The organism is Streptococcus anginosus subsp. whileyi MAS624, from assembly GCF_000478925.1.
Classification (GTDB): Bacteria; Bacillota; Bacilli; order Lactobacillales; family Streptococcaceae; genus Streptococcus; species Streptococcus whileyi.
Genome location: NZ_AP013072.1, coordinates 1,391,389 through 1,406,162, shown reverse-complemented (window position 1 = coordinate 1,406,162; position 14,774 = coordinate 1,391,389). Strand labels below are relative to the sequence as shown.

Genomic DNA, 14,774 nt, shown 5'->3' with positions numbered 1-14,774 from the left:
AGCCAGTTAGAGTTGTAGGACAGGATTCACGCAGTGAATCTTATTCAGACTTTTTGATTTTCATTGAGAGTATAAAATTAAATATAAAAAATAACGGAAGTTGAGCAACTCCTAGACCTTGGTCTGATTGGTTGTCTCGCTTCCGCTTTTTTAATTGCTAGAGCTTGAAGTAGTTGTATTTGTGTCGTTGTCAGTCGTTGTGCTGCTTGTCTGACTAGAGCTAGTATCGCTTGATGTATTACTAGACTGCGTGGTGTCAGAACTAGCGCTACTCGTTTCTGTCTCGCCTTGACTTGCAGCTGTTGTGTCGCTAGACTTAGCCCCGTCTGTTGTTGTTTCTTTCTGAATTTCTTTGATAATAGTTGTTTGTGTCGTCTGGCTACTTTTTGTCTTGGTATCAGATTTATTATTGTTCATGAAAGTCAAGATTGTAATTGTTGCAGTGATAATCCCAAGAATACTCCCAATCGTAGCAAGGGTCTTCTGAAAAGCAGAAAGTCCTTTTTTGATATGATGACGAGTAGGCGTTTTTTCTTCTTTTGTATTTGAAGTTTTGTTTTTTCGAGAATAATTTTCCATTGTGAGTTGCTAATCTCCTTTCTCATCTCCATTATACCCTCTTTATTTAAAATTGTCTTAAAAAAATTCAAAATGTTGAAAATTTAATGTAAAGCGATTGAAAATTGATTGAAAAAAATTACCTTTTACAAAAAATCAGCTCCATCCTTGTCTGTCCTGTTAGCAGATAGAAAGAGCTGATTCACTTATAAGGAAGGAACTAGGAAAGATGTGCTTGCGCAACAGCTAATCGTGCAGCAGGAACGCGATAAGGTGAGCAAGAAACATAAGTAATGCCAATCTCTTGGAAGAAAGGAATAGAAGCTGGATCTCCTCCGACTTCACCGCAAATGCCGATTGGAAGTTCTGGCTTCACTTGACGAGCTTTAGAAATAGCTATTTTCATGAGCTCGCCCACTCCAGCTCGGTCAATGGTTTGGAATGGATCGAATGACATGATTTCTTCCTCTTTGTAATGCTGGATAAATTTTCCAATATCATCACGAGAAAAACCATAGGTCATTTGTGTCAAGTCATTGGTACCAAAACTAAAGAAGTCTGCTTCCTCGGCTAATTGATCTGCGATGAAACAAGCGCGTGGCAGTTCAATCATTGTACCGATTTCATAAGGGAATGGCTGCATGTGATGTTTTTTGAAAATGTTATCAATATGCTGACAAAGAGATGTTTTGATTGAAACCAACTCCGCCTTTTCTGCGATTAAAGGAATCATGATTTCTGGTTTAATGACCATGCCTTCTTTTGCTAGTCTTATAGCGCTATTAAAAACGGCTTCTACCTGCATTTTATAAATTTCAGGCTGTGTAATTCCCAAGCGGCAACCACGATGTCCCAGCATTGGATTCGTTTCTTGTAGAGAAGTGATTTTCCGCGTTAGTGTATCAAGAGGTACTTGCAATTTCCCGGCTAATTGCTCAATTTCCTGTTGTGTTTTTGGCAAAAATTCGTGCATAGGCGGATCTAGTAAACGGACAATCATCGGTTTATCTTGAATGGTTTGATACATCTGATAGAAATCTTCTTCTTGGAAAGCTAAAAGTGTCATTAAAGCAGACTTAGTTTCGATTTCATTCGTTGATAAAATCAATCTGCGCATTTCTAAAATCCGTTCCTCACCAAAGAACATGTGCTCTGTACGAGCCAGACCAATTCCCTTGGCACCAAATTGAACAGCTGTTTTCAAATCTTGAATGGTTTCAGCATTCGCTCGAACGGTTAGCTGTGCAATTTCATCTGCCCAAGAAAGGAACATCTGTAATTCGTCATTATTATCAATCATAGTGGTTGGAATGCTTCCAATGTAGAGTTTGCCGGAAGTGCCGTCTACAGAAAGGATGTCTCCCTCTTTTAAGGTTACCTTACCGCATACAAGTGTTTTTCCGTCTTCATTGATAGATAATTCTCCGCATCCTGCGACACAACAAGTGCCCATGCCACGAGCTACAACAGCTGCATGAGAAGTCATGCCACCGTGACTGGTCACGATTGCTTGACTAACTACCATTCCTTCAATGTCTTCGGGAGAAGTTTCTTGGCGAACCAAAATCACTTTCTTTCCAAGTGCATGAAATTCTTTGGCGCGCTCGGCAGTAAAGACAATTTCTCCTGTTGCGGCACCTGGACTAGCAGGAAGTCCCTGAGTTAAGTGATGAGCTGATGTTAAAGCTTTTTCTTCAAAAACAGGGTGAATCAGTTGGTCAATGGTAGAAGGACTGACTCGTAGGAGAGCTTCTTGCTTTGAAATCATTTTTTCATCTACTAAATCCAAAGCAATTTTTAAACTTGCTTTAGCCGTCCGTTTTCCGTTTCGCGTTTGCAGAATATAAAGCTTTTCTTTTTCAATGGTAAATTCAATATCCTGCATATCTTTGTAGTGTTTTTCAAGAATCTTGGCGTAGTTGCAGAAATCCTCATAGGCTTGCGGTAAGATTCGTTTAAGAGCGTCAATGGGCTCTGGAGTCCGAATACCAGCTACGACATCTTCTCCTTGAGCATTAATCAGAAATTCACCAAATAAGTGATGCTCACCAGTGGCAGGATTTCTTGTGAAAACGACACCCGTTCCACTATTCTGATCGCTGTTTCCAAAAACCATACTCTGCACGTTGACAGCCGTTCCTAAGTCGTGGGGAATTTGGTTCAATTCGCGGTAAACTTTAGCGCGTGGATTGTTCCATGATTTGAACACAGCCTTGATAGCAGCGTAGAGTTGCTCTTTGGGGCTTTGCGGGAAATTTTGATAGTGCTCCTGATAGACTTCTTTATATTGTTGAATAAGTGATTGGTGTTCTTCTTTTGAAAAGTCATTGACCTTCTTATTCAATTGTTTTTCGGTTTTTTCTAAACATTGGTCGAATTCTTCTTTGGGAATGCTGTAAACGACATCAGCAAACATCTGCAATAAACGCCGATAACAATTGTAAGCGAAATTGGCATTTGTCGCATCTGCTAAAGTTTGAACACGCAAGTCATTTAGCCCAAGATTGAGAATCGTGTCCATCATACCAGGCATAGAAATTTTAGCTCCGCTACGGACAGAAACCAGTAGTAGTGAGGGTTCATTCCCCATGAAAAATTTATTCGTTTTGGTTTCTAGTTTAGTAATCGCTTTCAAAATTTCCTCTTTTAAAATAGATTCAAAAAAGGAAGGAGTTTCTAAATAACGCAGACAACTTTGAGTTGTAATCGTAAATCCCTCAGGTACAGGTAGTCCCAAATGGGTCATTTCTGCCAAATTGGCACCCTTACCACCTAGTAGCGCCTTGTCTTCAGCGCGTCCTTCTTCAAAAGAATAAATCCATTTATCCATTTTTGCCTCCAATTTATTAAATATGTGTCATAATAAAAGACAAATACATTGTAATATACGTCATATATGTTTGTCAACTGAAAAAACCAATCATAAATCGTTGACAAACAAGTTTTATTTGTTATAATATGACACATAATAATGATTTGAAATTGATATTGGAAAAGGAGTAAAATTTGAAATTAACAAAACGACAAAAAGAGATCGTTGAAATTGTAAAGAAAGATCAACCGGTTAGCGGTGAAAAAATCTCAGAACTGCTAGATGTGTCTAGGGCAACTTTGCGCTCAGATTTATCCTTTCTAACCTTAGTGGGGATTTTAAAAGCAAGTCCGAAAGTTGGCTACACTTATGCTGGTTCGGATTTGGAAATGCTCTTTTTCTTTGATACTTTTCAGAAGAAAGTTGAAGATGTCATGACATCACCAGTATTGGTGGCGCACGATTCGTTTATTCAAGATGCCATTATTACTTTATTTATGTATGATGCAGATGTTCTCTATGTGATAGATGAAAAAAAGCAGCTACTAGGTATTTTGTCGCGAAAGGATTTGTTAAGAGCGGCGCTCAATGCCAATATTGATGTGACACCGGTAGCTGTTTGCATGACCAGAATGCCGCATATAAAAACCTGCCATAAAGATTTGAATATCCTTGAAGCTGCGGCACTTTTGCAGGATTTTGCCATTGATTCCTTGCCTGTTGTGGAGGAGCAAAATGAAGGTCATATTATCGGAACAATTACTAAATCAGCCTTGTTGGACTTTATTATCCAAGAAGCTAGAAATGCAGAAGTGAATAGATAAAAAAGGAGTTTTCATGAAACAAGAGATTACCATTTACGCCATTTCTGATTCTTTGGGAGGAACATCCCAAAAATTACTGTCAGCCGTTATGGCTCAATACCCAGATTTGATTTTTAATAATAGCTATCGGTTTCCTTTTATAAATAAGGAGTCTGAATTGTTGGATATTTTGCAGGACGCTATCAAAGATGACGCAGTTGTGATTAGTACCTTAGTAGACAGTCATTTGGCAGCAACTGCGAGGGAATTTAGCAGAGTCAATCATTTGTCTTATCTGGATTTGATGAATCCATTTTTTGAAATCATCAAAGAAAAAACAGGCACGCAACCGATTGAAGTTCCGGGAGTTCTGCACCGTTTGGACACGGAATATTTCAATAAAATTTCAGCTATTGAATTTGCTGTTAAATATGATGATGGCAAGAACCCGCAAGGATTTTTGGAGTCAGATCTTGTGATTCTAGGAGTTTCTCGAACTTCCAAGACTCCGCTCAGTATCTATTTAGCCAATAAAGGTTACAAAGTGTCCAATCTTCCCTTGATTCCAGAGGTTCCGCTACCGCAAATCTTGGATAAAGTAGATAGAAGAAGAATGATTGGCTTGGTGTGTGACCCAGATAAATTGGCAAAAGTGAGAAGTAATCGCTTGGATGCGCTTGGTTTGACACAAACTACAAGCTATACAGATATTGAAAAAATTTATGAAGAATTGGACTATTCTAAAAAAGTATTTCAAAAATATCAAGCACATGTTATCAATATGACAGATAAATCTATTGAAGAAACGGCTTGCATCATTGAAGGACATTTAAAATCTCTGACTTCAAAATAAGAATTAAAGCCCTAAGGTGCTGTATTTAAACGAGGTGAACGAATGGAGCAATACAAACGAATTTTATTAAAAGAGTTTGATTCCAAGCAAAAGGTCATCACAGAGTTAATCAATCTGGAAGCTATTTTAAACTTGCCGAAAGGAACCGAGTTGTACCTTAGTGATATTCATGGTGAGTTTGAGGCTTTTGACTATATCCTAAGGACCTGTGCGGGGAATCTGAACGAAAAAATCAACGACTGCTTTGGAGAGAAATTATCAAAAGAGGAAAAAGACAAGCTGACCTTACTAATTGCGTATCCTCAGGAAGTTTTGAGCGATGGGTTCCTTTATCCTTTGAAAGATAAAAGTTGGTATGGAGAAATCATTCAAAATCTGTTGACTTTGCTAGCTTTTGTAGCAGCCAAATACACACGCTCTAAAGTAAGGAAAGCCTTGCCGCCACAATATGCTTACATTATTGAGGAATTGCTTTACACTGATAGAAATCTGCCGGATAGCAATATTTATTTTGAAACGATTCAGAACTATTTGATTGATTTAGGTGAAGCAAGTCAGTTTATTTCGACATTATCAACGGTCATTCGGCAATTAATCATTGATCATCTTCACATAGTTGGTGATATTTTTGATCGCGGAGCAGCAGCGGATAAAGTAATGAATGAACTCATGGCTTATCATTCTGTTGATATTCAGTGGGGCAACCACGACATTATCTGGATGGGGGCTTTCTTCGGCTCAAAAGAATGTTTACTCATTCTCTTACGAATAGCTGCTAGGTACGGGTATCTTTACGATATTGAGCGAGCTTATGGTCTTAATCTAAGACCACTCGTCCTCTTTGCTGAAAAGACTTATTCGGAAAATGCAAAATTCAAACCTAAGTTAGGAAAAAGAAGTGACGATTATTCTCCTGAGGAAATTCTTCAGTTGGAGAAGATTCACCAAGCTTTAGCGATTATCCAGTTTAAATTGGAAAATCAGCTCATCAAAAGACGACCAGAATTTAATATGTCTCAACACCTTACTCTGGATAAGATTGATTACTGGGAAGAGAGTGTCATGATAGAAGAGAAGAAGCATTTCTTAGCTAATACTTGTTTTCAAACGATTAATCCCCAAAAGCCAGAGGAATTAACGGATGAAGAAGAAGAAGTGGTTGCTACTTTGCTGGATTCATTCCAGCATTCTATTCAGCTCAAGAACCAGATTTCTTTTTTGATGAACAAGGGTTCCATGTATAAGATTTATAACAACCATCTCCTGTTTCATGGCTGTATCCCTCTAGAGACATCAGGAGACTTTCAACCTTTGCAAATCAATCAAATCCGCTATGCTGGTAAAGAATTGCTCGACTTTTTTGAATACCATATTCGGAAAAGTTCTAAAAATCCAGAAATTCAGAACGATTTCTCAACGGATCTTATCTGGTACTGTTGGAATGGAAAACTATCTCCCTTGTTTGGCAAGGACAAGATGACCACCTTAGAGCGTTATTTTATTGAGGACAAGGAAACGCACGTTGAAAAGGAAAATCCCTATTTCTCCTATCGGAATTCTGCTAAGATTTGCAAGTTGATTTTGGAAGAATTCGGTCTCTTTTCTGAAGATTCTAGGATTGTAAATGGGCATACACCTGTAAAAACATTGAAAGGCGAATCTCCAATCCGAGGAGAAGGCATGCTATTTGTCATTGACGGTGGGTTGTGTGAAGCCTATCAAAAGAAAACGGGTATTGCTGGTTATTCCTTGCTCAATAATTCATATGGTTTTCAAATTGTCACACACCAACCTTTTCAAAATGTGCAAAAAATGATTGAGAAGGCTGTGGATCTCTCATCCTTGAAGAAAGTGATTGAGCATGTCCGTGAGCGAACTTTGATAAAATCAACGACAATCGGTCAAAGTCTCATCGAACAACAACAGGAACTATCTGCTCTCTTGCATGAATTTTATGATTAACCTTTACGGCTCTCCAAGCCAAAACTTGGAGAGCCTTTTCATTTCAAGTTTTGCTGTTGTCCCCATTTCTTTTTCGTGTTACAATAGGAGTATTGAAATGGAGAGGTTTAAGATGATTTATTTAGACAATTCAGCAACAACCAAGCCTTACCCAGAGGCTTTGGCTACCTATACAGAAGTTGCTTCTAAAATTTGGGGAAATCCTTCTAGTCTCCACAGTTTGGGCAATCAGGCGACCCGCTTGTTAGATGCATCTCGCAGGCAAATTGCGGAGATTCTCGGTAAATCCTCTCAAGAGATTTTCTTTACGTCTGGAGGGACGGAAGGCGATAATTGGGTTATCAAGGGTGTGGCTTTTGAAAAAGCGCGCTATGGCAAGCATATCATTGTATCTGCTATTGAACATCCAGCAGTGAAAGAATCCGCTCTCTGGCTGACGCAGCAAGGTTTTGAAGTGGATTTTGCACCTGTCGATAACAAAGGTTTTGTAGATGTTGAAAAATTAGCTACCCTTATCCGACCGGATACGACTTTAATTTCAGTCATGGCGGTCAACAATGAAATCGGCTCTGTTCAGCCGATTAAGGCTATTTCAGAACTCTTAGCGGACAAGCCTACTATTTCTTTTCATGTAGATGCAGTGCAAGCTGTAGCTAAGATCCTGACGGAAGATTATTTAACTGAGCGCGTGGACTTTGCGACATTTTCCAGCCATAAGTTTCATGGCTTACGGGGTGTTGGTTTTGTCTATATCAAGTCTGGTAAGAAAATCAGTCCGCTGTTGAATGGTGGCGGTCAAGAATCAGACAAGCGTTCTACGACTGAAAATTTGGCGGGTATTGCAGCAACTGCAAAAGCCTTGCGCTTGTCTATGGGAAATCTGAAAACTTTCACCACACGAACCGCAAAAATGAAAGAGATTATCCTAGAAGAGCTAGCTAAGTATCCTGATGTGACGATTTTTTCAGGAATAGAAGAGTTTGCGCCCCATATTTTGACTTTCGGAATTAAAGGCGTACGAGGTGAAGTGGTAGTTCATGCTTTTGAAGAGTATGACATTTATATCTCTACTACGAGTGCTTGTTCCTCTAAAGCTGGCAAACCAGCTGGAACTTTGATAGCCATGGGTGTTGACAAATCCTTAGCTCAAACGGCTGTGCGAATTAGTCTGGATGCAGATAATGACATGAGTCAGATTGAGCAATTTCTGACAACGTTTAAACTCATTTATGAAAAAACTAGAAAAGTAAGGTAAACAATGCAATATTCAGAAATTATGGTTCGTTACGGCGAGCTTTCAACCAAAGGAAAAAATCGCATGCGTTTTATTAACAAATTGAAACGCAATATGCAAGCAGTCCTCTCTGTTTACCCAGATGTGCATGTGAAAGCAGACCGAGATCGTGCACATGTCTATCTTCACGGAACGGACTATCAACCTGTTGCAGAATCGCTTAAACAAATTTTTGGGATTCAAAATTTCTCTCCGTCTTATAAGATTGAAAAATCAGTTCCTGCTTTGGTTGAAGCGGTGCAGACAATTATGAAAGAAATTTATAAAGAGGGGATGACTTTCAAGATTGCCAGCAAACGTAGCGACCACAATTTTGAATTGGATAGCCGTGAGCTGAATCAAACTCTTGGAAATGCCGTGTTTGATGCCATCCCACATGTTCAAGTCAAGATGAAAGCGCCGGATATTATCCTACAAGTGGAAATACGTGAGGAAGCAGCTTATCTGTCTTATGAAACAATCCGTGGAGCAGGTGGGCTTCCTGTTGGGACATCTGGAAAAGGGATGTTGATGCTGTCAGGCGGAATTGACTCCCCGGTTGCGGGCTATCTAGCCCTTAAACGTGGAGTGGATATTGAAGCGGTTCACTTTGCGAGCCCGCCTTATACAAGTCCAGGTGCTCTTAAAAAGGCGCAGAACTTGACACGCAAGTTAACCAAATTTGGTGGTAATATCCAATTTATTGAAGTGCCATTTACGGAAATTCAAGAAGAAATCAAAGCGAAAGCACCAGAAGCTTATCTGATGACCTTAACTCGTCGTTTTATGATGCGGATCACGGATCGGATTCGTGAAGAACGCGGTGGGCTCGTTATCATCAACGGAGAAAGTCTTGGTCAAGTTGCTAGCCAAACGCTAGAGAGTATGCAAGCGATTAATGCTGTCACTAACACTCCCATTATTCGCCCAGTTGTGACCATGGATAAGCTGGAAATCATAGACATTGCTGAAAAGATTGATACCTTTAATATCTCAATTCAGCCCTTTGAAGACTGTTGTACCATTTTTGCCCCAGACCGTCCGAAAACCAATCCAAAGATAAAAAATGCAGAGCAATACGAAGCGCGTATGGATGTGGATGCTTTAGTGGAACGTGCTGTTGCTGGTATCATCATGACTGAAATCACACCAGAAGCAGAAACAGACGAGGTGGATGAAATGATTGAGGGATTGTTGTAATAAGAACGGATTTTGAGATTGGAAGTTATTCTGGGAAATTATTAAAAATTACTAAAAGCTACTGAGTTAGTCTTTTGATAAAAAATACTTGCCAAGGGCTATCAGAAATGCTATACTTATAGAGTTGACTATGCACAGCCTGTGCAACCGCTCGAACGTCGTCATAAGTGGTTCGTCCCACGATGCTAGGCGAGTCTTCACAAAATTAGGGGAAACCCGTAAAATTCATAGGAGGTGCATAATGAGCACATACGCAATCATTAAAACTGGCGGCAAACAAGTTAAAGTTGAAGTTGGTCAAGCAATTTACGTTGAAAAATTAGACGTTGAAGCTGGTCAAGATGTAACATTTGACGAAGTTGTTCTTGTTGGTGGTGAGAACACTGTTGTCGGAACTCCGCTTGTTTCTGGAGCTACTGTTGTTGGAACTGTTGAAAAACAAGGAAAACAAAAGAAAGTCGTTACTTACAAGTACAAACCTAAAAAAGGTAGCCATCGTAAACAAGGTCACCGTCAACCATATACTAAGGTTGTCATCAATGCAATCAACGCTTAATTTTTAAGGAGAGCACATGATACAAGCAGTCTTTGAACGAGCCGAGGATGGTGAGCTGAGGAGTGCAGAAATTATTGGACACGCCGAAAGTGGCGAATACGGCTTTGATGTCGTGTGTGCGTCGGTTTCTACGCTTGCCATAAATTTCATCAATTCGATTGAAAAATTCGCAGGCTATGAACCAATCTTAGAATTAAACGAAGAAGAAGGTGGATTCTTACGGGTAGAGATTCCTACAGATATTCCATCTCACCAAAGAGAAATGACTCAACTTTTCTTTGAATCATTCTTCTTGGGTATGGCAAACTTATCGGAGGACTCAGCTGAGTTCGTCCAGACAAGAGTTATCACAGAAAACTAACACGGAGGAAAAACATTATGTTGAAAATGAATCTTGCGAACCTGCAACTTTTTGCTCATAAAAAAGGTGGAGGTTCTACATCTAACGGACGTGATTCACAAGCAAAACGTCTTGGAGCTAAAGCAGCTGACGGACAAACTGTAACTGGTGGATCTATTCTTTACCGTCAACGCGGTACTCACATCTATCCAGGTGTCAACGTTGGACGCGGTGGAGATGACACTTTGTTTGCAAAAGTTGAAGGCGTTGTACGCTTTGAACGCAAAGGTCGCGATAAAAAACAAGTTTCTGTTTACCCAATTGCGAAATAAAACTGAATTCCTTGCCAAAAGGCAGGGATTTTTTGTTACAAATTAATTCAGAACTTTCTAGAAACAACATTCTTGACAAAAATAAAGCTTCATGGTTTAATATACCCCACAAGGGTATAAATGGAGGTGCTTATGTTTCACTTATTTACAAGAGAATTAGATAAAAAATAAAAAGAGAAGATTCAATTAGTAGATGTACGAATGCCCTTTGAAGATTGGAATGGTCATATAAAGAACGAAAAGAATGCTCTGCACAATGAAATCACGAGGTGTGTATAGAAAACAAATGAGACAATATATGTCATTTGTCACTCAAAGCGGCAGCAAAAAAGTTAAAGAAAAAAGGCTACGATGTTGTCCATATTCAAGGCGGTATGAGTGCTTGGACTGGAAAAATTGTTTAAAAGCTATAAAGGAGGAAGTTGAATGAAAATTATCATTGTTGGTGGAGTTGCAGGTGGAATGTCTGCAGCGACGCGTTTAAGAAGGCTAATGGAAGACGCTGAGATTATTATTTTTGAAAAGGGACCATTCGTTTCCTTTGCGAACTGTGGTCTGCCTTACTATGTTTCTGGAGAAATTGCTAATCGGGAAGATTTGTTAGTGCAAACGCCTGAGAGTTTAAAGGCACGCTTTCATCTAGATGTTCGTCCTTTTCATGAAGTGACGGCTATCTCGCCAGATCAACATACAGTGACGGTTCGGCATGACGGAAAAGAGTTTACAGAGAGTTACGACAGGCTGATTTTGTCTCCGGGAGCAAAGCCTTTTGTGCCTCCGATTGACGGTTTGGAAACAGCTGAAAATACCTATACTTTACGTAATGTTCCTGACCTAGATGAGATTATGTTGGCTTTGGAGAAAGAGCCAAAAGAAGCTGTGGTGATTGGGGCTGGATTCATTGGGCTTGAAATGGCAGAAAATCTTCGGAAGCGCGGTTTGAAGGTGACGATTGTTGAGAAAGCACCGCATGTTTTGCCGCCGCTGGATAAAGAAATGGCTGCTTTTGTTCAAGCTGAATTGTTGAAAAACGGTATTCAAGTAATGACTTCTCAGTCTGCTACGCGGTTTGAGGACAAGGGAAAGGTCATTGTACTGGAGAATGGGCAAAAAATTGTTTCTGATGTGACCATTTTATCTGTCGGGGTGCAACCGGAGAATGCTTTGGCACAGGCGGCAGGTATTGAACTGGGAATGCGTGGCGGTATCTTAGTCAATGAGCGTTATGAAACCAGTCAACCTGATATTTATGCAGTCGGTGATGCGATTGTGGTTAAGCAAGAGATTACAGGAGAAGACGCGCTGATTTCATTGGCTTCGCCTGCCAATCGTCAAGGTCGCCAAGTGGCGGACGTGATTGCTGGGGTAGCTCGCAAGAATAAAGGTAGCATTGGTACAGCTATCGTTCGGGCATTTGACATGACGGCAGCTTCGACAGGGTTGAGCGAGCGCATTCTTCGTATGAATGGCCTGCCTTATCAAGTTATTCATGTCAGTGGTAAGGATCATGCTGGCTACTATCCGGGTGCGACTGATGTGACCTTGAAACTCCTCTTTGAGCCAACAAGTGGCAAAATTTATGGTGCACAAGGTGTTGGGAAAAAAGGCGTTGATAAGCGGATTGATATTTTGGCAACGGCTATCAAAGGTAATCTAACCATTTTTGACTTGCCAGAGTTGGAATTTACCTATGCGCCACCGTTTGGCTCTGCTAAAGATCCGGTCAATATGCTGGGATATGCAGCCTTAAACTTAGTAGAAGGTTTGAGCGACAATATCCAGTGGTATGAATTGGAAGATGAACTAGCTGCTGGTAAGAAGTTCCTAGATGTGCGGACGGCCAGTGAGCTTCAACAAGGTCGTTTGAAAGTGGATACGGTTCACATTCCTTTAAATGAATTGCGTGAGCGTTTAGGAGAGTTAGACAAGTCGCAGGATTATATCGTGAGCTGTCATAGTGGACTTCGTAGCTATATTGCCGAGCGCATTCTCAAACAAGCAGGATTTTCTGTTCAAAATCTAGACGGCGCCTTTGCCTTGTACAAAATGGTAAAACCAGAGGGGGTAGAATATGGAAACTAATATCACTATGTCTGAATTTTATAAGAAATACCAAGCAGAAAAGCTGTCCATTATTGATGTGCGAGAAGTTTATGAGTTCGTGTCAGGGCACGTTCCGACGGCACAAAACCTGCCTTTGAGTAGTTTGGAGGCAGGCTACAAACTACTCAGCCAGCAGGAGAAATACTATGTCATCTGCCAATCTGGCGCACGTTCTGCGGCTGCGTGTCAGTTTTTAAGTGCGCAAGGATTTGATGTAACCAATGTGGCTGGGGGCATGAATATCTGGCCCGGAGAGGTGGAGTAAAATAAAAGAAAATCCGATTAAGTGCTGTCTTAATCGGGTTTATTCGTATTACAATTCAACAATATGAGCTTCGTAGCCAATGGCTTCTAGGAATTTGAGTAAGTCCGTTGTGTCTAAAAAGAGTGTTTTTTCATTGGTATTGGGGTGAAAACTCATTCGTTTTTCCGACATGATTTCTTTGTCAAAATAAACTTGAATGTCTTTATCGGCATTGTTTAACAATCCAAATGGAGAAACAACACCTGCTGGCAACATCATTTTTTCAAATAAACTGTCAGCGGATGCCATGCGAATTCTATTAGCTTTTACCAGTTCTTTAAATAAGTCCATGTCCAAGCGCTTTTTGTCGTCCATGATGAGCAAGTAGTAGGCGGTTTTCTTCTTGTTAGTGAGAAACATCGTTTTGGTGCGGACGCCTTCAATGCCTTCGATAAAGCTGTCTGCCTGCTCGGTCGTAAGTGCCGGTTCGTGTTCCACGATTTCAAATGGAATGTTTAACTTGTTCAAGGTTTCTTCTACTTTTGCGTATAAGTCCATTTTACTTGCCTCCTTTGATTTGTTTTATTACTCTTATTATACCATATTGAGGAGGACTTTTCTTTCAATGGTTGGCAACCTGCCCCCAAAAGCAGTCCATTCCGTCGATCGGGTCACTAGTCTGTCCTAAAAGCAGTTCACCTCGTTGACCGGGTTCGACCGCTTGTCCTAAAAGTAGTTCACTCCGTCGACTGGGTCGCTAGTCTGTCCCAAAAGCAGTTCACTCCGTCGACTGGGTCGCTAGTCTGTCCCAAAAGCAGTTCACTCCGTCGACTGGGTCGCTAGTCTGTCCCAAAAGCAGTCCACTCCGTCGACCGGGTCGCTAGTCTGTCCTAAAAGCAGTTCACCTCGTCGACCGGGTCGATAATCTGTCCTAAAAGCAGTTCACCTCGTCGACCGGGTCGATAATCTGTCCTAAAAGCAGTTCACTCCGTCGATCGGGTCACTAGTCTGTCCTAAAAGCAGTTCACTTCATCCGTCGGGCTGACAGCTAGCCTAGAAACAAGTTTGCTCTGTCCGCCGGACTGACGGCTTGCCCAGAAACAAGTTCACTTCATCCGCCGAGCGGACGGCTTGCCTAGAAACAAGTTTGCTCTGTCCGCCGGGCTGACGGCTTGCCCTGAAAGTAGTTCATTTCGTCCGCCGGGCGGACACACTCCTTTAAGAACTACTTTTGCCCATTGTACAGTTCTATTTTTCTAAAAAAGTGATAGTTGGAATCATCCCTTATATTGTGTACCGTAAATAAACAAACCTCAGCAGTTTTCGTCGCCTGCTGAGGTTATTTTCGCTTGATAAGGTATTGGACGGCTTTTTCTAGTCGCTCTTTTTGAGCTTCGGGATCGTCTAAAGGATGGTTGAGACATTCAGTGAGATTTTCGGTAATCATCAACTCAATGACCCGCTCGACACTAGAGCGCACAGCGGTTAATTGAGTGATAATGTCCGCACAGTCGCGCTCTTCTTCTATCATTTTTTGAATGCCACGCAATTGTCCTTCAGAGCGTTTCAGCCGCGTAATAAGCTTTGAATTTGCCATGTCCTTGTCCTCTGTTTATTTTTTTACATTATATCTTGAATAGACCTCTTTGTCAAAGTTCTCGCTCTTTCTTTATGATATAATGAGGGAGGTATGATGTGAATGGTTTGTGTCAAACTTGGATGTTCACCATGACAGAAG

Annotated in this window: 14 protein-coding genes, 1 pseudogene and 1 other annotated feature; of the genes and pseudogenes, 11 read left to right on the top strand and 4 right to left on the bottom strand. The window is 40.8% G+C overall.

What is annotated here, in order from left to right; translation table 11 throughout:
- Window positions 1-150: 150 nt before the first annotated feature.
- Together ANG_RS07150 and ppdK are read right to left on the bottom strand one after the other, a co-directional pair.
- Window positions 151-579 carry a DUF6556 family protein gene (locus ANG_RS07150; RefSeq protein WP_003034958.1) on the bottom strand — a complete coding sequence of 143 codons (429 nt, stop codon included), beginning with the start codon at window positions 577-579 and terminating at the stop codon, window positions 151-153.
- Between the two features lie 199 nt (window positions 580-778).
- Complete coding sequence (ppdK, locus tag ANG_RS07145; protein ID WP_025271861.1) at window positions 779-3,388, bottom strand: pyruvate, phosphate dikinase; 2,610 nt, start codon at window positions 3,386-3,388, stop codon at window positions 779-781.
- Window positions 3,389-3,564: 176 nt separating this feature from the next.
- Between ppdK and ANG_RS07140 the strand changes: the two genes are divergently transcribed.
- The 11 genes and pseudogenes from ANG_RS07140 (at window position 3,565) to ANG_RS07090 (ending at window position 13,057) form a co-directional block, all read left to right on the top strand.
- Window positions 3,565-4,194 (top strand): CBS domain-containing protein, encoded by a 630-nt coding sequence (locus ANG_RS07140; RefSeq protein WP_003034927.1) that lies wholly within the window; start codon window positions 3,565-3,567, stop codon window positions 4,192-4,194.
- A gap of 13 nt (window positions 4,195-4,207) precedes the next feature.
- On the top strand, window positions 4,208-5,026 hold the full coding sequence (locus tag ANG_RS07135; protein ID WP_003034963.1) for a pyruvate, water dikinase regulatory protein: 819 nt from the start codon (window positions 4,208-4,210) through the stop codon (window positions 5,024-5,026).
- A 42-nt stretch (window positions 5,027-5,068) separates the two neighbouring features.
- Complete coding sequence (locus ANG_RS07130) at window positions 5,069-6,988, top strand: fructose-bisphosphatase class III (protein ID WP_003034979.1); 1,920 nt, start codon at window positions 5,069-5,071, stop codon at window positions 6,986-6,988.
- Between the two features lie 112 nt (window positions 6,989-7,100).
- On the top strand, window positions 7,101-8,243 hold the full coding sequence (locus tag ANG_RS07125) for a cysteine desulfurase family protein (protein ID WP_020999550.1): 1,143 nt from the start codon (window positions 7,101-7,103) through the stop codon (window positions 8,241-8,243).
- 3 nt (window positions 8,244-8,246) lie between these two features.
- The gene (thiI, locus tag ANG_RS07120) at window positions 8,247-9,461 is read left to right on the top strand and encodes a tRNA uracil 4-sulfurtransferase ThiI (RefSeq protein ID WP_003035081.1); all 1,215 of its coding nucleotides are present in this window, start codon (window positions 8,247-8,249) and stop codon (window positions 9,459-9,461) included.
- A 135-nt stretch (window positions 9,462-9,596) separates the two neighbouring features.
- Window positions 9,597-9,668, top strand: a sequence feature (ribosomal protein L21 leader region).
- A gap of 34 nt (window positions 9,669-9,702) precedes the next feature.
- On the top strand, window positions 9,703-10,017 hold the full coding sequence (gene rplU / locus ANG_RS07115) for a 50S ribosomal protein L21 (RefSeq protein ID WP_003035040.1): 315 nt from the start codon (window positions 9,703-9,705) through the stop codon (window positions 10,015-10,017).
- Between the two features lie 16 nt (window positions 10,018-10,033).
- Window positions 10,034-10,378 (top strand): ribosomal-processing cysteine protease Prp, encoded by a 345-nt coding sequence (locus ANG_RS07110; RefSeq protein ID WP_003035082.1) that lies wholly within the window; start codon window positions 10,034-10,036, stop codon window positions 10,376-10,378.
- Between the two features lie 17 nt (window positions 10,379-10,395).
- Window positions 10,396-10,689 (top strand): 50S ribosomal protein L27, encoded by a 294-nt coding sequence (gene rpmA / locus ANG_RS07105; RefSeq protein WP_003032879.1) that lies wholly within the window; start codon window positions 10,396-10,398, stop codon window positions 10,687-10,689.
- A 180-nt stretch (window positions 10,690-10,869) separates the two neighbouring features.
- A pseudogene (locus ANG_RS11205) lies at window positions 10,870-11,093 on the top strand (rhodanese-like domain-containing protein).
- Between the two features lie 22 nt (window positions 11,094-11,115).
- The gene (locus tag ANG_RS07095) at window positions 11,116-12,771 is read left to right on the top strand and encodes an FAD-dependent oxidoreductase (protein WP_003035025.1); all 1,656 of its coding nucleotides are present in this window, start codon (window positions 11,116-11,118) and stop codon (window positions 12,769-12,771) included.
- Window positions 12,761-13,057: a rhodanese-like domain-containing protein gene (locus ANG_RS07090; RefSeq protein WP_003034922.1), complete on the top strand. Its 297-nt coding sequence runs from the start codon at window positions 12,761-12,763 to the stop codon at window positions 13,055-13,057. The genes ANG_RS07095 and ANG_RS07090 overlap by 11 nt, the downstream gene beginning before the upstream one ends.
- 48 nt (window positions 13,058-13,105) lie before the next feature.
- Here ANG_RS07090 and ANG_RS07085 read toward each other — a convergent pair whose 3' ends face one another.
- Both ANG_RS07085 and ANG_RS07080 read right to left on the bottom strand, forming a co-directional pair.
- Window positions 13,106-13,594, bottom strand: a complete 489-nt coding sequence (locus tag ANG_RS07085; protein WP_003035018.1) for a prolyl-tRNA synthetase associated domain-containing protein — start codon at window positions 13,592-13,594, stop codon at window positions 13,106-13,108.
- Between the two features lie 781 nt (window positions 13,595-14,375).
- Entirely contained in the window at window positions 14,376-14,633 is a 258-nt protein-coding gene (locus ANG_RS07080) for a metal-sensitive transcriptional regulator (protein ID WP_003024959.1), read from the bottom strand.
- Between the last annotated feature and the right edge of the window lie 141 nt (window positions 14,634-14,774).

Excerpts from the sequence above, each read along its gene's own strand:
- ppdK (WP_025271861.1), bottom strand. The coding sequence starts at position 3,388 with ATGGATAAATGGATTTATTCTTTTGAAGAAGGACGCGCTGAAGACAAG.
- ANG_RS07125 (WP_020999550.1), top strand. The coding sequence starts at position 7,101 with ATGATTTATTTAGACAATTCAGCAACAACCAAGCCTTACCCAGAGGCT.
- rplU (WP_003035040.1), top strand. The coding sequence starts at position 9,703 with ATGAGCACATACGCAATCATTAAAACTGGCGGCAAACAAGTTAAAGTT.
- rpmA (WP_003032879.1), top strand. The coding sequence starts at position 10,396 with ATGTTGAAAATGAATCTTGCGAACCTGCAACTTTTTGCTCATAAAAAA.
- ANG_RS07135 (WP_003034963.1), top strand. The coding sequence starts at position 4,208 with ATGAAACAAGAGATTACCATTTACGCCATTTCTGATTCTTTGGGAGGA.
- ANG_RS07090 (WP_003034922.1), top strand. The coding sequence starts at position 12,761 with ATGGAAACTAATATCACTATGTCTGAATTTTATAAGAAATACCAAGCA.
- ANG_RS07095 (WP_003035025.1), top strand. The coding sequence starts at position 11,116 with ATGAAAATTATCATTGTTGGTGGAGTTGCAGGTGGAATGTCTGCAGCG.
- ANG_RS07150 (WP_003034958.1), bottom strand. The coding sequence starts at position 579 with ATGGAAAATTATTCTCGAAAAAACAAAACTTCAAATACAAAAGAAGAA.
- ANG_RS07085 (WP_003035018.1), bottom strand. The coding sequence starts at position 13,594 with ATGGACTTATACGCAAAAGTAGAAGAAACCTTGAACAAGTTAAACATT.
- ANG_RS07130 (WP_003034979.1), top strand. The coding sequence starts at position 5,069 with ATGGAGCAATACAAACGAATTTTATTAAAAGAGTTTGATTCCAAGCAA.
- ANG_RS07110 (WP_003035082.1), top strand. The coding sequence starts at position 10,034 with ATGATACAAGCAGTCTTTGAACGAGCCGAGGATGGTGAGCTGAGGAGT.
- thiI (WP_003035081.1), top strand. The coding sequence starts at position 8,247 with ATGCAATATTCAGAAATTATGGTTCGTTACGGCGAGCTTTCAACCAAA.
- ANG_RS07080 (WP_003024959.1), bottom strand. The coding sequence starts at position 14,633 with ATGGCAAATTCAAAGCTTATTACGCGGCTGAAACGCTCTGAAGGACAA.